At 64.0% G+C, this 20,706-nt stretch carries 19 protein-coding genes; 12 read left to right on the forward strand and 7 right to left on the reverse strand.

What is annotated here, in order from left to right; translation table 11 throughout:
* The first annotated feature begins 12 nt into the window (after positions 1-12).
* Genes HNP00_RS12725 through HNP00_RS12745 form a run of 5 tightly spaced genes read left to right on the forward strand, consistent with a single transcriptional unit; the run spans position 13 to position 6,141 of the window.
* Positions 13-495: a cupin domain-containing protein gene (locus tag HNP00_RS12725; protein ID WP_184739611.1), complete on the forward strand. Its 483-nt coding sequence runs from the start codon at positions 13-15 to the stop codon at positions 493-495.
* 5 nt (positions 496-500) lie between these two features.
* Positions 501-1,391: an acyl-CoA thioesterase II gene (locus HNP00_RS12730; RefSeq protein ID WP_184739858.1), complete on the forward strand. Its 891-nt coding sequence runs from the start codon at positions 501-503 to the stop codon at positions 1,389-1,391.
* 40 nt (positions 1,392-1,431) lie between these two features.
* A complete protein-coding gene (locus tag HNP00_RS12735) occupies positions 1,432-3,090 on the forward strand; it encodes an AMP-binding protein (protein WP_184739613.1) in 1,659 nt (552 codons plus the stop codon).
* 14 nt (positions 3,091-3,104) lie between these two features.
* A complete protein-coding gene (locus HNP00_RS12740; RefSeq protein ID WP_184739615.1) occupies positions 3,105-5,495 on the forward strand; it encodes a bifunctional salicylyl-CoA 5-hydroxylase/oxidoreductase in 2,391 nt (796 codons plus the stop codon).
* A 10-nt stretch (positions 5,496-5,505) separates the two neighbouring features.
* Positions 5,506-6,141 carry a CG0192-related protein gene (locus HNP00_RS12745; RefSeq protein WP_184739617.1) on the forward strand — a complete coding sequence of 212 codons (636 nt, stop codon included), beginning with the start codon at positions 5,506-5,508 and terminating at the stop codon, positions 6,139-6,141.
* Between the two features lie 4 nt (positions 6,142-6,145).
* Here the strand turns inward: HNP00_RS12745 and HNP00_RS12750 are convergent, their stop codons facing one another.
* The 7 genes from HNP00_RS12750 to HNP00_RS12780 form a co-directional block, all read right to left on the reverse strand.
* A complete protein-coding gene (locus HNP00_RS12750; protein WP_184739619.1) occupies positions 6,146-6,568 on the reverse strand; it encodes a heat shock protein transcriptional repressor HspR in 423 nt (140 codons plus the stop codon).
* A 29-nt stretch (positions 6,569-6,597) separates the two neighbouring features.
* Positions 6,598-7,566: a DnaJ C-terminal domain-containing protein gene (locus tag HNP00_RS12755; protein ID WP_184739621.1), complete on the reverse strand. Its 969-nt coding sequence runs from the start codon at positions 7,564-7,566 to the stop codon at positions 6,598-6,600.
* Between the two features lie 342 nt (positions 7,567-7,908).
* Positions 7,909-8,592 carry a nucleotide exchange factor GrpE gene (locus tag HNP00_RS12760; protein WP_184739623.1) on the reverse strand — a complete coding sequence of 228 codons (684 nt, stop codon included), beginning with the start codon at positions 8,590-8,592 and terminating at the stop codon, positions 7,909-7,911.
* 2 nt (positions 8,593-8,594) lie between these two features.
* Entirely contained in the window at positions 8,595-10,460 is a 1,866-nt protein-coding gene (gene dnaK, locus HNP00_RS12765) for a molecular chaperone DnaK (protein WP_184739625.1), read from the reverse strand.
* A 265-nt stretch (positions 10,461-10,725) separates the two neighbouring features.
* Positions 10,726-11,580, reverse strand: coding sequence for a DUF817 domain-containing protein (locus HNP00_RS12770; protein WP_184739860.1), 855 nt, complete (start codon positions 11,578-11,580; stop codon positions 10,726-10,728).
* On the reverse strand, positions 11,573-12,358 hold the full coding sequence (locus HNP00_RS12775; RefSeq protein ID WP_184739627.1) for an oxygenase MpaB family protein: 786 nt from the start codon (positions 12,356-12,358) through the stop codon (positions 11,573-11,575). Before HNP00_RS12775 ends, HNP00_RS12770 begins: the two co-directional genes overlap by 8 nt.
* Positions 12,339-13,106: a TetR/AcrR family transcriptional regulator gene (locus tag HNP00_RS12780; protein WP_184739629.1), complete on the reverse strand. Its 768-nt coding sequence runs from the start codon at positions 13,104-13,106 to the stop codon at positions 12,339-12,341. The genes HNP00_RS12775 and HNP00_RS12780 overlap by 20 nt, the downstream gene beginning before the upstream one ends.
* Before the next feature lie 139 nt (positions 13,107-13,245).
* Here HNP00_RS12780 and HNP00_RS12785 point away from each other — a divergent pair, with 139 nt between their 5' ends.
* The 7 genes from HNP00_RS12785 (at position 13,246) to HNP00_RS12815 (ending at position 20,695) form a co-directional block, all read left to right on the forward strand.
* Positions 13,246-14,187 (forward strand): NAD-dependent epimerase/dehydratase family protein, encoded by a 942-nt coding sequence (locus HNP00_RS12785; protein ID WP_184739862.1) that lies wholly within the window; start codon positions 13,246-13,248, stop codon positions 14,185-14,187.
* A gap of 215 nt (positions 14,188-14,402) precedes the next feature.
* Positions 14,403-15,821 (forward strand): hypothetical protein, encoded by a 1,419-nt coding sequence (locus HNP00_RS12790; RefSeq protein ID WP_184739631.1) that lies wholly within the window; start codon positions 14,403-14,405, stop codon positions 15,819-15,821.
* 100 nt (positions 15,822-15,921) lie between these two features.
* Positions 15,922-16,617: a hypothetical protein gene (locus HNP00_RS12795; RefSeq protein ID WP_311770575.1), complete on the forward strand. Its 696-nt coding sequence runs from the start codon at positions 15,922-15,924 to the stop codon at positions 16,615-16,617.
* A 92-nt stretch (positions 16,618-16,709) separates the two neighbouring features.
* Entirely contained in the window at positions 16,710-17,936 is a 1,227-nt protein-coding gene (locus HNP00_RS12800) for a pyridoxal phosphate-dependent aminotransferase (protein WP_184739633.1), read from the forward strand.
* A 212-nt stretch (positions 17,937-18,148) separates the two neighbouring features.
* Complete coding sequence (locus HNP00_RS12805; RefSeq protein ID WP_184739635.1) at positions 18,149-18,964, forward strand: methyltransferase domain-containing protein; 816 nt, start codon at positions 18,149-18,151, stop codon at positions 18,962-18,964.
* A 114-nt stretch (positions 18,965-19,078) separates the two neighbouring features.
* Positions 19,079-19,438, forward strand: coding sequence for a YciI family protein (locus HNP00_RS12810; RefSeq protein WP_184739637.1), 360 nt, complete (start codon positions 19,079-19,081; stop codon positions 19,436-19,438).
* A 3-nt stretch (positions 19,439-19,441) separates the two neighbouring features.
* Complete coding sequence (locus tag HNP00_RS12815; RefSeq protein ID WP_184739639.1) at positions 19,442-20,695, forward strand: RNA polymerase sigma factor; 1,254 nt, start codon at positions 19,442-19,444, stop codon at positions 20,693-20,695.
* Positions 20,696-20,706 lie beyond the last annotated feature (11 nt).

Consider the following 20,706-nt stretch of genomic DNA (forward strand, 5'->3'; position numbering starts at 1 on the left):
GGAGTGAGCATCATGAGCGAAACCGCCACCGAATACCGAACCGAAGGCGACAACTCCATCTACGCCCAGCCCGACGGCAAAGTGATTCCGGTCGTCACGCGCGCCGGCGAAGAGGATACCAACACGGCCCAGTCCGGCGATTGCGTTCGCGTCTCGGGCGTCAGCATCCAGCACACGCCGGCCACCAAGATCTGGTTCGGGCAGGTCTCCAACGTTCCCGGCTATCGTTCCTTGCCGCACCACCATGGCGAAGCGGAAACCGGCGGCTACGTGCTCCGCGGCCACGGACGCATCTATTTCGGCGAGAACTACTCCGAATTCCTGGACATGAAGACCGGCGACTGGGTATTCGTCCCGCCGTTCATGCCACACGTCGAGGCCAACATGTCCGTCACCGAAGAACTCGTGTGGCTGACCGCGCGCACCCCGGAGAACCTCGTGGTCAACCTCGAAGACGTTGCCGACGAGACCCTCGCAGACTTCCGCAGGGCCTGATGGACATGTCCACTGGAATCCTGACCTCGGAGACGTTCCTCAAGGCCATCGAACTGACGGCCGTCCCCGCCCAGATCCACGACGAAGCCTACGAAGCCACGTCGCAGTACGTTCCGTGGCCCAAGGCTTACGGCGGAGACATGGTGGCCCAGGCCGCCGCAGCGATGATGCGCTCGGTGGACGCCGACCGCTCGCTGCATTCCATGCACAGCTACTTCATGCGCCCAGTGGAGATCGGGGCAACGGTCCGCTACGAGGTTGAACGCCTCCGCGACGGCCGCGGATACTCGACCCGAAGCGTGCGGGGCCACCAGAACGGCAAGACCGTGTACGCCGCGATGGGCTCCTTCCAAGTGCCCGAAGACGGCCCGGACTTCCAGCCGGAGGCGCCATCCGCCGTCGAACCCGAATCCCTTCGCAGCGCCGCCGAGGTGCTGCAGGGCGTCGAGGGGCCCGCTGCCGATTACTGGTCCAGCGGGCGCAGCTTCGACATGCGACACATTCCCGGGCCGGTATATCTGCAGGTCGAAAGCGAATCCGTACCGCACCAGGCCATCTGGGTGAAAGCCTTCGAGCAACTGCCGGACGCCGGCGACGAACATGCCACCGCCGATCTGCACCGAGCCGCGCTGGCATACGTCTGCGACTACACCATCCTCGAGCCCCTGCTTCGGGTGAACGGACTCCACTGGTCCAGCCCCGGACTCGCCACGGCCAGCCTGGACCACTCCATGTGGTTCCACCGGGACGGCCGCGCGGATGACTGGGTCCTGTACGCCCAGGAGGCCGTGTCCGGGCAAAGCAACAGGGGGCTGGCCACGGGCCGCTTCTTTGACAGGCAAGGACGCCTGCTGGCAACGGTTGCCCAAGAAGGCATGATCCGCGCCGGTTCCTGAACACTTCGACTTATCCGCCGTATTACTGAAAGGAGTGGCCATGACAATGTTGAGATCAGCCCACGTGGACACCTTCACCCGCGACCATTTGCCACCGGCCGGCACGTGGCCGACCCTCGAATTCACCCTGCCGGAACTCCAGTACCCGGCGACGCTCAACGCAGCAGCAGCGCTCATTGACGACGCCGTCGCAAACCATGGTGACGGACGCCCCGCTCTGCTTACCCCGGACGGCACGGTCTGGACGTACGGTGAACTGCAACAGCGCGCCAACCAAGTCGCCCAGGTCCTCACCGAGGACCTCGGCGTGGTGCCCGGCAACCGCGTCATGCTGCGAGGGCCGAATAATCCGTGGATTGTCGCGGCCTGGCTGGGCGTGCTCAAGGCCGGGGCCGTCGTTGTCACCACCATGCCGATGCTGCGTTCCAGCGAAGTCGGCACGCTCATCAGCCTCACGCGTCCGGCCGTAGCCATCTCCGACCACCGGTTCATGGACGAACTGCTCGCGGCGGCAGGAGCGGACACCGTTGTCCTCTCCTACGGATCCGACGACGCCGGCGACCTCGCGTCCCGCTGTGCCGCCAAGAGCGGCGAGTTTACTGCCGTGCCGACCTCCGCCGACGACGTCGCACTGCTCGGCCCGACGTCGGGCACCACGGGCACGCCCAAGATCACCATGCATTTCCACCGGGACATCCTCGCGAACGCCGACACTTTTGCCCGCCATATTCTGCAGCCAACCGCCGACGACGTATTTGCCGGTTCACCACCCCTCGCCTTCACGTTCGGCCTCGGTGGGCTGGTGGTCTTCCCCCTGCGCTTCGGCGCATCCTCGCTGCTGACAGAACGGGCCACCCCCGTGGAACTAGCCGAGAGTGCCGCCGCTGCCGGGGCCACCATCCTGTTCACCGCACCCACTGCGTACCGGGCCATCCTCAAGGAAGGCCGCGGATCATTGCTCCGCGAGCTCCGGGTAGCGGTCTCGGCGGGCGAACATTTGCCCAAGGAAACGTGGGAGGCAGTTCAAGCAGCCACGGGGCTCCGGCTCGTCAACGGCATCGGAGCCACCGAACTGTTGCACGTGTTCATTTCCGCGTCCGGGGACGACATCCGGCCCGGCACCACCGGACGGGCCGTGCCCGGGTACAGGGCAGCCATCCTCGACGACGAGGGCCTGGAACTAGGACCCGGGCAGCTTGGCCGGCTCGCCGTCATCGGCCCCACCGGATGCCGCTACCTGGACGACCCACGGCAAACAAACTATGTGGTCAACGGCTGGAACGTCACCGGCGATACGTTCACGAAAGACGAGGACGGGTACTTCACGTATCAGGCCCGGTCGGACAACATGATCGTTTCGTCCGGCTACAACATCGGTGCCCCCGAGGTGGAAACCGCCATCGACCTGCACCCGGACGTGGTGGAGAACGCCGTCATCGGCCGGCCCGACGAGGCACGCGGGAGCGTTGTCTGCGCGTTCATCGTCCTACGCGAAGGCGTCAGGGGCGATGACGCGAAGCGCAAGGAAATCCAGGACTTCGTCAAACGGACGATCGCCCCCTACAAGTACCCGCGGGACATCCGGTTCGTCGATGAACTTCCCCGCAATCCCAGCGGCAAGCTGCAGCATTTCAAGCTGCGCGACCGCGTCAACAACGACCCCGAACAGCTTGCCGGCGCAGGCCTGGGCCAGGCCTGAGAAGGAGCAAAAGCATGAAAATCGCAATCGTAGGAGGCGGCCCCGGCGGCCTGTACTTCGCGGCACTGATGAAGCAACTCGACCCGTCGCACAAGATCACTCTCTGGGAACGCAACGCCGCCAGCGACACTTTCGGTTTCGGCGTCGTATTCTCCGATGAGACGCTCGGCGGCATTGGCAACGCCGACGCGGTGGTGGCCGAGTACATGAGCCGGCGCTTCGCCCGCTGGTCCGACATCGACATCCATTTCGGCGGGGAAACGGTGACGGTGGGCGGCCAGGGCTTTGCGGCCATGAGTCGCAAGGAACTGCTGGAACTGCTTCAGCGCCGGTGCGCCGAGCTCGGCGTCGACCTGCGTTTCCAGACCCTTGCGCCGCCGGTTGAGGAGCTTGAGGCCAACTATGACCTGGTCCTGGCAGCAGACGGCATCAACTCCCAGATCCGTGCCAAATACGCGGACTCCTTCACTCCAAGCCTGGACCTGCGGCCCAACAAGTTCATGTGGCTGGGCACGGACCAGGTGTTCGAGGCGTTCAAGTTCTTCGTCAAGGAAACCGAATGGGGGGTCATGCAGATCCATGGCTACCCGTACTCCGATGAAGGCTCCACGTTCATTGTCGAAATGCACGAGGACGTGTGGCGGGCTGCCGGCTTCGACGAGACCGCTTCCGACGTGTTCCCTCCCGGGGTCTCGGATGAAAAGGCGATCGCCAAGATCCGCACGATCTTTGAGGAGGAACTCGACGGCTACGAAGTCCTGTCCAACAACTCCAAATGGATCAACTTCACCACTGTGCGTAACGAGAGCTGGCGCCACGGCAATGTCGTGCTGCTCGGCGATGCCGCTCACACCGCACACTTCTCCATCGGTTCCGGAACCAAACTGGCCATGGAAGACTCCCTGGCACTCGCCGCGTGCCTGCACGCGCACGCGGATGTGGAATCGGCGTTGTCTGCCTACGAAACGGAGCGGCGTCCGGTTGTCGCCTCCACCCAGCGCGCCGCCCAGGCTTCGCTTGAATGGTTCGAGCGGATCGCCCAATACAAGGAGCAGGATCCGACGCAGTTCGCCTTCAACCTCCTCACGCGGAGCCGCCGCATCACACAGGAAAACCTGCGCCTGCGCGACCCCGAGTTCGCCGACGCCGTGGACCGCAACTTCGCCGAGTCCCAAGGACTGACGGAGACTGCCCCGGCCATGTTCCAACCATTCCGGATCGGCGGACTGGAGCTCAAAAACCGCATTGTGGTCTCCCCCATGGACATGTACTCCGCGGTGGATGGCGTCCCGGGCGACTTCCACAAAGTGCACCTCGGTTCCAAGGCACTCGGCGGCGCCGGATTGGTCATGACCGAAATGGTGTGTGTTTCCGAGAGCGGGCGGATCACGCCCGGTTGCACCGGCCTGTACACGGAGGCACAGCGAGACAGCTGGAAGGAAATCGTGGACTTCGTCCATGCTCGTTCGATGGCCAAGATCGGTGCGCAGCTGGGTCATTCCGGCCGCAAGGGCTCCACCAAGCTCATGTGGGAAGGCATCGACGAGCCTCTCGCGTCCGGCAACTGGCAGGCCGTTGGACCATCAGCCCTGCCTTACGGCCCTGGCAACCAGACGCCTGTTGAACTCGACCGTGCAGGCATGGAAGCCATCAAGGCTGAGTTCGTGGCCGCGACCCTCCGTGCCGAAGAGTCAGGCTTCGACCTCCTTGAGGTCCATGCCGCCCACGGCTACTTGCTTTCCTCTTTCCTCTCGCCCGTTTCGAACCGCCGGACGGACGAGTTTGGTGGCAGCTTGGAGAACCGCCTGCGGTTCCCCTTGGAAGTGTTCGACGCCGTCCGTGCGGCGTGGCCTGCCAGCAAGCCCGTGACGGTACGCATCTCCGCGACAGACTGGATCGACGGCGGCAACACCTCAGACGACTCGCTCAACATCGCGCGGGCATTCGTGGCCCACGGCGCCGCGGGCATCGACGTCTCCACCGGCCAGGTCGCCAAGGAAGAACAACCGGCTTTCGGCCGCAGCTACCAGACGCCGTTCGCCGACCGCATCCGCCAGGAGGTTGCCGCACCCGCGGGAGCAGCGGTCATCGCCGTCGGCGCCATCTCCAGCTATGACGACGTGAACTCCATCCTCCTCGCAGGACGGGCGGACCTCGTGGCGCTTGGCCGGACGCACCTGTTCGACCCCCAGTGGACGCTCCATGCCGCAGCCGAGCAGGAATACCAGGGCCCCGGGGCGCAATGGGTGCCACAGTTCCGCGCGGGCCGACGCAAACCGCCGAGCTCCCGCACGGATGCCGTAAGGCCCCGGCTGTCCCTCTTGAAAGAGCCCGAGTCCGACGCCGACAACACCCACTTGCGCTGGACCCCCAGAGCAGTCTCCGCGCCCGCGCTGGCCAACTAGGCTGGACGGCATGGCTATCATCCATCGAGCAACCCTGAGTCCCAGCAAACTTGAGCTCATTGAAAAGTACCTGCCCGCCCAGACATGGTTCATCAAAGATGGCTCCGCGCCGCCCGAGCTGCTCGGCGCGTACCGCTTCGATGATCCGGACGGCGAAGTGGGCCTCGAGACCCATCTGGTCTCCCACGGCGGCAAGGTCTATCAAGTTCCGTTGAGCTACCGGGGATCGGAATTGTCCGGCGCTGAGGGCTCACTGCTCGGCACCATGGAACATTCCGTGTTGGGCAAGCGGTGGGTGTACGACGCCTGCGCCGATCCCGTCTACGTCGCTGCCCTGGCCACCGCCATCCTCACGGGACAGCGGGAAGCCGAACAGTTCGTGGACGGGGACGGCGCGTTGCAGCCACGCGCCAGCTCCGTCAAAGTCAAAGGCAGTGGAGCCCCCGGTAGCGAAGTCCCTTCGGTGACCCCGGCGGCCGCGGTCACCGAAGACAGCATCACCCGCATCGACGCGGGTAAGCTCACGCTGCTGGTAAAGCGTGTCCTGGACCTGGGGACGCCGGGTCCGGAGGATTCGGATGCCCTGCGGGGTACGTGGGCCGGTCAGGAAGCGCCAGTGCTGCTGGCGTCCCTGTTGCGACCCTAGAGAATTACTCCCCCGGACGCGGCCGCCACACCACAACTGCCTGGGACCGCGCCCGGGGGCGCTGCCCGCGGGCCAGGCTGACGACGTCGCCCGCTGCTCCTGCCGCAAAAACGCGGGCCTCCACCGGGCCCCGCCGGCGTTGCAGTTCCTCGCTCAGCTCGGCCACGCGGTACTGCAGTGCGGCCACTTGGTTTTCGAGATCAAGGATCCGTTTGATGCCCTCAAGGGACACGCCTTCGTGGGAGAGCCGCTGGACTTCACGCAAGCGGTCGATATCCCGCTGGGAGTAGCGTCGGGACTTACCCGGCGCTCGGCTCGGCGACACGATGCCGAGGCGATCGTACTGGCGCAGGGTCTGCGGGTGCATGTCAGCCAGTTCGGCCGCGACGGAGATGACGAAGATCGGCTGGTTGATGTCGATGCCCATGACGACGTCCCTCCTGTGTGTTGCTGCCGCTACAAGCGGGCCTTGGCGGCCAGGTCGTGGCGGGGATCGGCGTCGGAAGTAGCCGCGGCGAATGCCTTGACGGCCTCCTCGGCCTCTTTGTTAAGGTTCTGCGGGACGGCGACGTCGATTGTCACCAGCAGATCGCCGGTGCCCTTCGTCGTCTTGACGCCACGGCCCTTGACCCGGAGGGTGCGCCCGGAAGGCGTGCCGGCCGGGACGCGGACGGTGACAGAGTCGCCGTCGAGCGTTGGCACGTGGATGTTGGCACCCAACGCGGCTTCAGCGAAAGTCACCGGCACGTGGATGCGGATGTTGTCGCCGTCGCGGTTAAAGAAATCGTGTGGCTTGACGTTCACCGTGATGATGAGGTCCCCGTTGCCGGCTGCTCCGGGATTGCCTTTGCCGCGCTGACGGACCTTCTGGCCGTCCCTGATGCCCGCGGGAATCTTGACGTCGATGACGTTGCCGTTGCTTTCGCGCAGGCTCACCGTGGTGCCGTGGATGGATCCGGCGAAGGAAATGGAGGTAGACGCCGTGCGGTCGCTGCCCTTTTGCGGGGCGCGCTGGAAGCCGGTCTGTCCACCGCCGAAGCCGCCGCCGAACAGGTCGGCGAACTCGGGAGGGATACCGCCGGCACCGGCAGGCTGACGTGCTCCGCCGCCGAAAAGTCCGCCGAACAGGTCCTCGAAGCCACCATTGGCCGGCCCGCCGCGTCCTGCTGCCCCCGGAGCGAATCGTGCCCCGCCCATGGCACGGATGGCATCGTACTGCTGACGCTCCTCGGCATCCGAAAGCACTGAATAGGCCTCCGAGATGTCCTTGAACTTCTTCTCGGCAGCAGCACCCCCGGAATTGGTATCCGGATGATACTTCCGCGCAAGCTTGCGGTACGCCTTCTTAATGTCAGCGTCAGAGGCGTCCTTGGCGACACCAAGGATGGCGTAAAAATCCTTCTCAACCCAGTCCTGGCTGGCCACTCGGCTTCCTTCTCTCGTTTCTGGTCAAGTTTGCGCTCCGCTGGATAGGGGGCCGTGCCCGCTTCGCGATGCCCGCCACGCCGCGGCCCCCTATCCAGCTGCGCTGCGCTCATCTCACCTTAGGCGAGTCAAGCCTTAGGCGAGAGGACCGCTTGAGCCGTAGCGGGTGAGGGGGCCCGGGAGTGGCATCTAAGGATCTGGCCGAGGGCCCCGACACGAGCTTGCGAGTGTTGGGAAGGCCAATATCCGCTGCCGAAGCCGGGTGGCCAAGGATCGCAGATCCTAGGCCACCCGGCGAAGGGGCGGGGCCCCCTCATCCGCGAAGGCGCGGTGAGTGGATCCCTAAGCAGGCACTGCCACAATCACCTGTGCCGCACGCAGCACGCGGTCGCCGGAGCGGTAGCCGGAGCGCAGCACTTGGCTGACGGTGTCCACTTCGATGTCCTCGCCCGGCTGCTGGATGAGGGCTTCGTGGATCGTGGGGTCGAATTCGACGCCAGTCTCCGCGATGCGCTCCAGGCCGTACGTCTTCAGCGCAGTCTCCAGCTTGGCGGCGATCGCGGCGAACGGGCCGTCCACGAGGTCGCCGTGCTGGCGGGCGGCGTCGACGTCGTCGAGCACCGGCAGGAGGGAGTTCAGGACGCCGATGACGGCCATTTCCCCTGCGACGGCGCGGTCACGTTCGACGCGCTTGCGGTAGTTGACGTACTCAGCTTGCAGGCGCAGGAGGTCGTTGCGGAGTTCCGCGGCCTCTGCTTGTGCTGCGGCACCAGGGGCTACCGACTCTTCAGCCGGAACCTCGACGCCGTTGAGGATTTCCTCAGCCTGGCACAGGGCGTCGCCCTCGGTGGCAGAGGCGTTGGAGTCAGCTGCCGATCCTTGGGTGTGGCGGGCGGCCCCGGTCTCCGGGTCGACCTTGCGGTTGTCGCGAATAATTGGCTTCTGCTGACCGGCTCCTTCACGCTCGTCGTGCTTGCCCTCGTTGCTCGAACGTGAGTGCTCTGCGTCGTTGCCGTGGTGAGGCATGCTTACTTCTTCTCGTCTTCGTCGATGATCTCGGCGTCGACGATGTCCTCATCGGCAGCCTTGGCATCGGCGTGGGCGCCCTCAGCACCGGCAGCGCTGCTTGCACCATCCGGGGAACCAGCCTGCGAGTAGATCGCTTCGCCGAGCTTCGACTGCGAGTGCTGCAGCTTCTCGAAAGCGGTCTTCACTGCTGCGTCGTCGGTGCCTTCGAGGGCCTTCTTGAGGGCGTCGACGTCGGCCTTGACCTCGGTCTTGACCTCTTCAGGCAGCTTGTCGTCGTTTTCGGCGATGAGCTTGTCCACGGAGTAGGCGAGCTGCTCGGCGGTGTTGCGGGTGTCGGTAGCCTCGCGACGGGCCTTGTCCTCGGCTGCGTGCTCCTCGGCTTCACGGACCATGCGGTCGATGTCTTCCTTGGACAGCGCGGTGCCGCCGGTGATGGTCATCGACTGCTCCTTGCCGGTGCCCTTGTCCTTCGCGGAGACGTGGACAATGCCGTTGGCGTCGATGTCGAAGGTGACCTCGACCTGCGGGACGCCGCGCGGTGCGGGGGCGATGCCGGTCAGTTCGAACGTGCCCAGCGGCTTGTTGTCGCGGGTGAATTCACGCTCGCCCTGGAAGACCTGGATGGCCACGGACGGCTGGTTGTCGTCAGCGGTGGTGAAGGTCTCGGAACGCTTGGTGGGGATAGCCGTGTTGCGCTCGATCAGGTGCGTCATGACGCCACCCTTGGTTTCGATGCCGAGGGACAGCGGGGTGACGTCGATCAGGAGAACGTCCTTGCGCTCGCCCTTCAGGACACCGGCCTGCAGTGCTGCGCCAACGGCAACAACTTCGTCCGGGTTGACGCCCTTGTTGGGCTCCTTGCCGCCGGCAAGCTCCTTGACGAGGTCGTAGACGGCGGGCATACGGGTGGAGCCACCCACCAGTACGATGTGGTCGATGTCGGAGAGCTTGATGCCGGTTTCGGCAATGACGTCGTGGAACGGCTTCTTGGTGCGCTCCAGCAGGTCCTTGGTGAGGTCCTGGAACTTGGCGCGGGTCAGCTGTTCGTCCAGGTGGACCGGGCCGTCCGGGGTGACGGAGAGGTACTGGAGGGAAACGTTGGTGCTGGTGGAGGAGGACAGTTCCTTCTTGGCCTGCTCGGCGGCTTCGCGCAGTCGCTGCAGCGCGATCTTGTCCTTGGAGAGGTCGATGCCCTTGACCTTGAGCTGGTTCAGCAGGTAGTCAACAACGCGCTGGTCCCAGTCGTCGCCGCCGAGGCGGTTGTCGCCGGCAGTGGCGCGCACCTGGATGGTGGAGAAGCCGTCTTCGTCCTTGCCGACTTCCAGCAGGGAGACGTCGAACGTTCCGCCGCCGAGGTCGAAGACCAGGATGAGCTCGTCTTCCTTGCCCTTGTCCAGGCCGTAGGCGAGTGCAGCCGCGGTGGGCTCGTTGACGATGCGCAGGACGTTGAGGCCAGCGATTTCGCCGGCTTCCTTGGTGGCCTGGCGCTCGGCGTCGTTGAAGTAGGCCGGGACGGTGATGACAGCGTCGGTGACCTTTTCGCCGAGGTAGGACTCGGCGTCGTTCTTCAACTTCATGAGGATGCGCGCGGAGATTTCCTGCGGCGTGTACTTCTTGTCATCAATGGCGACGCTCCAGTCGGTGCCCATGTGGCGCTTGACGGAGGCGATGGTCCGGTCGATGTTGTTGACAGCCTGGCGCTTGGCGATTTCGCCAACCAGGACTTCACCGGACTTGGAGAATGCAACGACCGACGGCGTGGTGCGGCCACCCTCGGCATTGGCAATGACGGTGGGCTCGCCACCTTCGAGAACAGAGACGACGGAGTTGGTGGTTCCGAGGTCGATACCTACAGCGCGTGACATATGTTGCTTCCTTTCAATGGCCGACGATCGAGATTTCACCCGCTACCTCAACCCATCGAGGGTCCGGAGCCGGGGAGCACTCAACATTCGGCTAGTTGAGCGTTCTCCACTCAACTGTACTCAGGCCTCGCTCAAAGTCAATCCAAAGTTGAGTCGAGTAGGCTCAACCTGAGGGCCGACGTCGAACTCGCGGGAACAGTGCCGGTTCGCGTGAGCGCTCCGGCGACTCCGCAGCGTTCCGGCGATGTCGACGGCGGGTGTTCCGTCAGGCGGAGGCTGGCGGTACCGGCTTGTAGACCCATGCCACCAGCACCACGGAGATGATCATCAGGAGGAACCACGAGACAAGTTTGTCGGCGGACACCAAATGCCAGCCATCCAACTGGCTCGGATACAGCCACGCGTGCGACCATGTGGCGATGTTCTCGGCTATCCAAATAAAGAGCGCCACCAGCAGGAATGCCAGGATCAGCGGCATCCGGAACCGGCGCCGAAACACCCGGAAGTACATGACGCACCGGCCATAGATCACCACGACGCCGGCCAACAGGATCCAGCGGGCATCGACGATGTAGTGGTGCGAAAAGAAGTTCACGTAGACGGCGGCGGCCAGGATCGCGGTGATCCAGCGCCGCGGATATCTGGAGAAGCGCAGGTCGAAAACCCGGTAGACGCGCACCATGTACGAACCGACCGCGGCATACATGAAGCCGCTGAAGAGGGGAACGGCGCCCACCCGAAGGACGCCCTCCGCCTCATATGACCATGAGCCAACGTCGGTCTTGAACAACTCCATGACCGTCCCCACAAGGTGGAAGAGCACGATCACCCTGAGCTCGCGCAAAGTTTCCAGCCTCGTGGCGACCATCAGGACCTGGATCACGACGGCGGCAATCGTCAGGAAATCGTTCCGGGCCAGTCCGGCCCCGGCTGGATACCAAAGGTGCGCACCGAAAATGACGGCGAGGAGCGAAGCACCGAAGATGCACGCCCATGCTTGCTTGAGGCCGAATACCGTGAATTCAGTGAGCTTGGTTCGGAGGCCCCGGGCAGGAGCATGGTCCAGGAATCGGCTTGCACTCCCATCGATAAGTTCCTCTACGGCGGTGAGTTCACGCATCGGTGCGGTGATGGCCGAGCTGGCCAAGATAGTAGTTCTTCGGCCAATGCCTGACCTTCTCCGGCAACCTCGGATAAGCAAGGGCCAAGAGGCGCATGGTGCCATCAAAACCGCGCCGATGCCGTGCATCCCATGGCAGCCCGAAACCCTCGCGAAGCTGTTCCGTCAGCAGGCCTGCCGTGAGCAGGCGGGCCAACGGCATGGTCAGGCGCAATATGAGCGGCCCGTTTGTCGGGTAAAGCAGGTCCCGGGCAACCCTCAGGGCGGCCGCATCCGGTTCCAGGTTCGCCAACGATTCGTTCCAATAGCGCGCGAAGGCCGAGCGGTCGGCGGGCCAGAGCTCGGCGGGAAGCTGCAGGGCTGTGCCGATCCGCGCATACTCACGATAGATGCGATCGGCAGTGTCGTCGTCGAGCGCTCCATGGACTTTTTCGTAGACGGTGACAGCGGTGTCATAGAGGGTCGCCACCACCCACATTTGGGATTGCGCGTCAAAGGCGTCGTACCCCTTCGACGCGCCATCGGCAGCCCGGCGAACAGGGGCGTGAGCGCGGTTCACGGCCCGGCGCACAGCGGCCAGCTGCTCTTCGGAACCGTAGATCACCGCATAGACGTACGTCATGGTGGCGCGCAGCCGGTCCAATGGCCGTTCGGCGAAATTGCTGTGCTCGGCGACGCCATGACCGACCGCCGGATTGGCGATCTGCATCAGGATGGCGCGGCCGGCTCCGGCGAGCAAAACGCCCTCCGCGCCGATGTCAGCCAGTCCTCGAGCCATCTAGATACTCTACCTTCGGCGCCTGCAACCCCACGATCCCCAGCAGGACCTCGAGGTGGTGCTCAAACAACTCGTCCCGTGCGGCGAAGGTATCAGCCCCGTATTGGCCGAACACCTCGAAGCTGATTGCGCCGAAAACCGAGGTCCACACCAGCACGCCCCGCGCCAACGCAGGCTCCGGCACCGCCAGGCCCAGTTCCGCGCGGATGGACGCCAGGTCTATGGCAAGGGCAGGAGGAACGACGACGGCGGGCGCCACTTTCGCGGACAGGGCACCTGCGCGATGGGCGGCGTCGAAGATCCCCACCATCCGGTAGATCACTCGCGTTCCGGGTTCCGTGGTGCGCTCGGCTGGCGCTTGGTAGCCGGGGACCGGGCTGCCGAACAGGAGGGCATAGCTGGCGGGCTCGCGCAGGGCCCACTGCCGGACGGCCCGTCCGAGCGCCAGGAACCTGCCGCGGTAATCGCCCTCGGGCAGGGCGTCGACGGCGGCAGCCACTTCGTCGCCCAGCTCGCCGTAAGCGTCAATCAACAAGAGGGTCAGCAGTTCATCGCGACTCTCCACATAGCGGTAAACGGCGGAGGACACCACGCCAAGATCCCGAGCGACAGCCCGGAGGGACAAGCCCGCGGCACCATGCAGCGCAAGGTGCCGGCGGCCCAGCCGGATGATGTCCGCAACGGTCTGGGCCCGGGCTCGTTCGCGCGGAGTCGATTGTTTGGCCGCTGCGGCGGGAGGGAGGTCCATGTATCCAGCATGCCACAAATGAGAGCAGTGACAACAAATGTGAGCAGTGCTCTTGACATGCGCCTCGAGAGGGCTCATCCTGAATTCAGAGAGCAGTGCTCTCGGTTACAAATTTCCCATCCAGAAAGTGAGAATCACCATGTACGTCGTCACAGGAGCGGGCCCCGTCGGCTGGACCATTGCCGAGCAACTCGCGGAGCGCGGAGAACAGGTGCGCGTCCTGACGCGCTCAGCCAGCGGCCCCGACCACCCGCTGGTCGAGAAGCTGCGCGTGGACGTCTCGGACCCAGCCAAGTTGGCGCAAGCTTTCGCCGGCGCCACGGCCGTCTTCCACTGCATCCACGGCTCCGCCTACCGGGCCAAAGCATGGGCGGCCGAGCTTCCTGGAGCAGAGCAAGTGGTGATGGACGCCGCTGCGGCGGCAGGCGCCGTCGTCGTCTTCCCGGAAAGTCTTTACTCCTACAGCGAACCGGACAAGACCATCACTGAAAGCAGCCCGCGCGAAGCGGCTGGCGGCAAGCGCGGGATCCGTTCCGCCCTGCTGAAGGCGCGGGAAGCTCACCCGGCGAATACCGTCAGCGTCGTGTCTGGGGACTTCTTCGGGCCACGGGTTCGTTTGGCGCACGCCGGCGAGCGCATGGTCCCGCTGGTCCTCAAGGGGAAAACAGTTCAGGTCCTCGGAAGCGCCGATCAGCCCCATGCCTTCACCTACGTCCCGGATCTTGCCGCAGCCATGATCGCTGCCGCGGAGAAGCCCGAACTCTGGAACTCGGCGCTGCACGCTCCCACGGGCCCGGCCTTGACCATGCGGGAAATCGCGGGAAACTTCGCACGCTCGGCCGGCGTTCCGGAACCGAAGCTGAGCGTGATTCCCGGTTGGTTACTCCGGACCCTCGGCCTGTTTTCGACGGACATGCGGGAGCTGGCCGAAATGCTGTACCAGTTCGAGCGGCCGTTCGTCATGGATTCCACGGCAAGCCAGGCCAAGCTCGGGCTGGCACCGACGCCGCTTCCGGAAGCGATGGCGGCAACCGTTGCCTGGTGGCGGGAGCAGGAAGCCGTGACTGCGGGAACCCGCTAGGTCCAGCCGGGCGGCACTCCGAACATAGGATGATTCTCGGAGTAGGCGCACAAGCGACATACCGACTAAGCAGGGGGCCGTGATTGGACAAGCTTGTGGAGATGGCCTTGTCGGACTGGTTTTCCTTCATACCTGGGATCATTGCGATCTGGGCCTTCGTTGTGGCATTGCGGGCCAGACCGGTCCCTTTGATGAAACGCAGCCGGATCAGCGCTATGAGGGATCTCGGAATCGTCCCGCAAGAAAGCAAACGCAGGGTTCAGAGCATTGCGGAAAACGGCCCGGCGACCGCTGCAGACGAGCTGAATTGGCTGGCCACTGTCTACCGCGGCCTGGCACCTTCGGGAAACCAGGTCTGTGGAAAAGGCAATCCGATGCCCTTGACCTTCGCCACCTCCAGCGCCGCCTTGCTCGGGCTTTCCCAGGCTTACGCCAGGTACGCGGCAAAACTGCGAAGCGGCTCCTTCTTGGGCACGGCCACGGCACCCCTCATCGTCCATGAAGCGCAGACAGCATTGGAGACGTCGACCGTTCTCGCCTCGGCAGCCTCTGGTGGCGGGGCGGAAACTCCATGCAGGTGCATGAACGTTCACTTGAAACTCCCGGGCAACCGGACTTTCGACCTGTGGCAGCTCCCTGACGTCGAAGCAGGCACCCTTGCCTACGATCTCTTCGTCAGCTATCGCCGGCACAGAATTGCCCCGATCTTCCACGAGGCCGGGCCGGGAAACAGCCCCGTGGCCATCGAAGCGGACGGATTGGAAACTGAATGCCTTCCCGCGACGCCGGCGGAAGCGGAAATCCTTCGAAAGAAATTTCGCGACCCACGCGTCTTTGACAGCGTTCTGCCAAGTCTCGTTGACTGGCGGACTGAAAGAGACAACGGAAACGGGCGGCTGAGATTGCATCTCGCCATGGCCGAAACCACGTACTCCGCGGTTCTGACTGATAACTATCCGGAGACATTCAAGGATCTGAGGCCGAGTCCTGGCGTCTTGCCCAGAAGCGCGGATGGGAAGAATTCGAAGTTGTTGACCTTGTCCACTGTTCTGGTCACAGCAGACAGGAAGTTGCTCTTCGCAGGACGATCGAAAAACGCGGGGTCACACGCGGGACTCTTCGGGCCAGCGGTAAACGGCAACCTTGAACTTCGCCCCCGTGATGGCATCCTCTCCGATGCAGACATGCGAGGGATACCCGATCCGAGGCGCGCCCTTGCGCGTGAAGCGCAGGAGGAACTCGGGATAAACCTGGATCCCCAACAGATTCGGATTCTTGGCCTCGCCAAGTTCACCGTGGAAACCGAGCGCGGAACCCACCTGCTGATGTCATCCAGCCATTTGGCGCAAACAGCAGCCGAAGTGGCCGATTGCGTTCGCCTTGCCGATCCGTTGGAAGGGCGTTGGGAACTCGGTGGCGAAATTCTGGCGGTTCCACTTCCGACCGAAGCCTGCGAAGTTGACCCGCTGCTGTCTTGGCTACTCCATAACCCGCGCCTTACCCCGCATGCTGCACTAACTGGCATCGCGACCGTCGCAAGTCAGCTCAGGGTCAAGCCGGATCAGCTACTTCGGCTTGCCTCCGGGGATGGCGATGGGACTGTCCCTTTCGAGACCATCCCTTTGAAGTGGTAATTGGCCACCTCGTGCCAAGCCGAGAACCATCGAATGGAGTTACTACTGATGTCCCGATGACTCGCAGGCCAGTGCGGGAGTAACGTAGAGCACATCGGCTGTGCTGGACCACTTAGTGGACTGGGGTGTCACCGTGGGTGTTGTGCGATCATCGTTGACCGAGCTCCTCGGGATACTTTCCGACGCCGTTTCGCCCGAGCGTGTCCGCTTCGATGACGGCTCTGAACCACTCACCGGTCAATCCTCGGCTGCACCTGTCACCGTCCACGCCGTCGCCATGAACAGGGTGGGCCGCTCGAGGCGGGAAGGCCCTTTGTTGGACCTTGAGCTGAAGGTAGCCGTGGAATGCCACGGTCCCAGGCAACTGGACAACATGGAGAAGCTGCTGCTGGCCGTCGAGCATCACAACCAGTACTCCGTTGTCTCTAGTGGCGAGTTCCAGCCGGACGAATACGATGCCGGGATCCGCCAGGGCCTCGGCTTCCTCGTCCGCATTCCTGTGGGCATCCGCTTCGACGAGCTTTCCGGCCCTCCGGTCACTGAACCGCTCGTCGCTACTACCACGGTGGCCCGCCGGATCCACGGCCGGCTGGTCGATGTTCACAACAAGGGCATCCCAGATGCCTACATCCGCCCGCATTCGTCCGCCACCGCCGTCGTGAGCGATCCCACCGGCCATTTCGAGGTACTTGCCTCGGCGGACGAGCTCCAGCACTTTGTCGTGGCAGTCCGCGGCACTGAACGTGAAGTCTCAGCCAATACGAGCAGCCTGCCGGTCATCATCCAGTGGGAGTGAAAGGGAGCACCATTCGGTGCCCTGCATGGATGCGAAACCCTGACACACACGTCATCACGGGCGGTCAAGCGCCGGACATGCAATGATCAACCATGCGTCCGATGCAGCACTCCAGCAAACTCCAGAACGTCCGCTATGAACTCCGTGGGCCCATCCTCCAAGCGGCCAAGACCATGGAGGCCGAAGGGCACCGCATCCTCAAGATGAATCTCGGGGATACGGCGCCATTTGGCCTGGAAGCGCCGGAGTCCGTTGTGGTGGACATGATCCACCACCTCCGCGGCGCCCAGGGGTATAGCGATTCGAAAGGTATCTTTACGGCGCGGACCGCGATTTCGCAGTACTACCAGACCAAGAACCTGATGAACATCGGCGTGGAGGATATCTTCATCGGTAACGGCGTCAGCGAACTGATCTCCATGACGCTGCAGGCTTTCCTGGAGAACGGCGACGAGGTCCTCATCCCCGCGCCGGACTATCCGCTGTGGACGGCCACAGTGACCCTCACGGGCGGCAAGCCGGTGCATTATCTCTGCGATGAGGGCCAGAATTGGTGGCCGGACATGTCCGACGTCGAAGCCAAGATCACCAAGCGCACCAAGGCAATCGTCATCATCAACCCGAACAACCCCACGGGTGCGGTATACCCCCGCCACATCCTGGAGCAGTTCGCGGCACTGGCACGCAAGCACGATCTTGTCCTGTTCTCGGACGAGATCTACGAGAAGATCCGCTACGAAGACGCCCAGCACATCCACACCGCGTCCATCGCAGACGATATCTGCATCCTGACATTCAGCGGCCTCTCCAAGGCCTACCGGATGCCGGGCTACCGCGCAGGATGGGTCGCAGTGACCGGTCCGCACGCTGCCACCGCTGAATACCGTGAAGCATTGGAGCTCCTGGCGTCACTCCGGTTGTGTTCCAACGTGCCTGCGCAGCACGCCATCCAGACCTGCTTGGGCGGCTACCAAAGCATCGAGGAACTCATCAAACCCGGCGGCCGGCTCCGGGAGCAACGGGACCTGGCCTTGAAGCTCCTCACTGCGATCCCCGGAGTGAGCTGCGTTCCAGCGGCCGGGGCCATGTACCTGTTCCCCCGCCTGGATCCTGAGATCTACCCGATAGAGAGCGACGAGAAATTCGTCTTGGACCTCCTGCAGGACCAGAAGATCCTGGTCTCCCACGGCTCGGCCTTCAACTGGCCCACCCCGGACCACTTCCGCTTTGTCATCCTGCCCTCCGTTCGGGAGATCGAGGAGGCCGTGCGCAGGATCGCGACATTCCTTGCCGCCTACCGGAACCGGCCTGAGGAATAGGGTCCTTCCCCGAGGACCCTACGCCGGCGCGCTCCCCCACAACGCTCGCTCACTTATCGCCCGGTTTCCGACAACGCTCGCTCACTAGATGTGAGCGAACGTCGGGATGATGGTCCGTCACCGCAGTCGTGTTGCGGGCCTGTAGCGACAACAATTGCGAGCCAGTGGTGGAATTCCGCTCGCTTTCGACTCCACCGGGGTAGCGTTTCCCTATGAACGAGCAGAAGCCTGAAGACGTTTACACACACGGCCACCACGAGTCCGTCGTACGCGCCCATGCCTCCCGCACAGCCGAGAACTCTGCCGCGTTTGTCATCCCGCATCTCACCGCCGGGACGTCAGTGCTCGACGTCGGATGCGGACCTGGGAGCATCACCTGCGACTTCGCGGAGCTGGTGGCTCCCGCGAAAGTAGTCGGACTGGACCGTTCCGCCGAGATCGTGGCCCAGGCCGCCGCGCTCGCGTCCGAGCGCGGCGTGGAAAACGTGGAATTCGTGACCGGCAACATCTACGATCTGGACTTCGAGGACGAAACTTTCGACCTCGTCCACGCGCACCAAGTCCTGCAGCACCTGACCGATCCCGTGGCCGCATTGCGGGAAATGCGGCGGGTCGCCAAGCCCGGTGCCATCGTGGCGGTGCGCGACGCCGATTTCCACGGCATGAGCTGGTACCCGGAAGTCCGCGAGCTCGACGATTGGATGGAGCTCTACCAGAAGATCGCCCGCCGGAACGGAGCAGAGCCCGATGCCGGGCGTCGGCTCGTGTCCTGGGCGCAACAGGCGGGCTTCACCGACGTCGCGCCCTCCAGCAGCAACTGGCTGTACGCTACCGCGCAGCAGCGCCGCTGGCAGTCCCGGGTGTGGAGCGAGCGCGTCCTGCACTCCGCTTTTGCCGAACAAGCGCTGGAATACGGCCTGGCCAACGAGGCAGACCTGGCCCGGATCGCCGCCGGTTGGCACCGCTGGGGCTCCACGGATGACGGCTTCTTCTTGATCCCGAACGGCGAAGTCATCGCACGGGCGTAGGGGCCCGCCAAGAGTTTTTGGGAAATTCCATCGACCCATGTCGAAAACCAACCTGCAGTTCCGACCCATGAATGAAAGCGCCCCAAACGGAGCGCCCCTCACAAGGAGTTCGAGATGAAATACATGATCATGATGTTTGGTTCTGCCGAGGGCATGATGGAAACCGCCGATCCCGAATGGATCAAGGAAATGATCGGGTTCATGATCCAGATCGACAAGGACCTCACGGATTCCGGCGAGATGGTTTTCAACGCCGGATTGGCCGATGCCAGCACCGCCAAACTGGTCAAGCAAACGGACAACGGGGTCATCACCACCGACGGGCCTTTCGCCGAAGCCAAGGAATCCCTGATCGGCTACTGGGTGGTGGACGTGGCCAGCGAGGAACGGGCCGTGGAGATCTGCTCCAGCATCGTGAAGTACGCGCCCGTCGTGGAGCTTCGCCGTGTCCAGGACGAGCCGCCGGAGGTGTAGCGTTTGGCCGAGCCTTCCGGAGGATCCACGTTCGAGGACCTGCTGCGCACGCTCGCGCCGCAGGTCCTTGGCGTGCTCGTGCGCAGGCATGGCCAATTCGCCGAGTGCGAGGACGCTGTCCAGGAAGCACTGCTGGAGGCGTCATTGCAATGGCCCACGTCCGGCGTCCCGGACAGTCCCAGGGCGTGGCTGGTCACGGTAGCCGCCCGTCGCTTGGTGGACCACTGGCGCAGCGAGAGTTCCCGGCAGGCTCGCGAGGAACGTGCCGCGGCCCTGGAACCGCCGCCCAGCGAGGACGCCTCCCAAGGCAGTGACATGGACGGGTTTGCAGAAGATACCCTCACCCTCCTTTTCCTCTGTTGCCACCCCGCTCTCTCAGCACCCTCGCAGCTGGCACTGACATTGAGGGCAGTTGGGGGGCTCACGACGGCGGAAATCGCCAGCGCGTTCCTCGTCCCGGAAGCCACTATGGGGCAGCGGATCAGCAGGGCGAAGCAGAGCATCAAGAAGGCGGGGGCCCATTTCGAGCTCCCTGTAGCCGCGGAGCGCAAGGCGCGGCTCGGCGTCGTACTCCATGTCCTGTACATGATCTTCAACGAAGGCTACGCGGCGAGTTCCGGGCCATCCATGCAGCGCGAAGAACTCACCGCGGAGGCCATCCGCCTTGGGCGGCTTCTGTGGGGGCTGCTCCCGAACGAGCTCGAGGTGGCCGGACTGCTGGCCCTCATGCTCCTCACCGATGCACGACGCCGGGCGAGGTCGCTGCCGGACGGGATGCTCGTACCTCTCGCCGAGCAGGACCGCGGGTTGTGGGACGCGACGCAGATCGCCGAGGGCCTTGAACTCTTGTCATCGGTTCTGGGAGTTGGGCGTCCGGAGCCTTACCAATTGCAGGCCGCCATCGCTGCGGTCCATGCAGAGGCGGCTTCAGCGGACCAGACCGATTGGCCGCAAATCCTGGCTCTATACACGGTTCTCGATGCCATGTCCCCAAGCCCCGTCGTGACGCTCAACCGGGCGGTTGCGGTGGCAATGGTGGAAGGGCCACGGACGGCCCTTGGGGTACTGGATGGGCTTGAGGAGGGGCTGAAAGACTGGCACAGGCTCGACGCCGTCCGCGGGCACTTGCTCGAAATGTCCGGGGATCTTGTGGGGGCGCGGGAGCACTTTCTTGCCGCAGCGAAGAAGACGGGGAGCCTGCCGGAGCGGCAGTACCTCCTCGTGAAGGCGGCCAAACTGGGGCAGTTGTCCACATAGGCATAGTGACC

The sequence above is a fragment of the Arthrobacter sp. AZCC_0090 genome (genome assembly GCF_014207375.1).
Classification (GTDB): Bacteria; Actinomycetota; Actinomycetes; order Actinomycetales; family Micrococcaceae; genus Arthrobacter.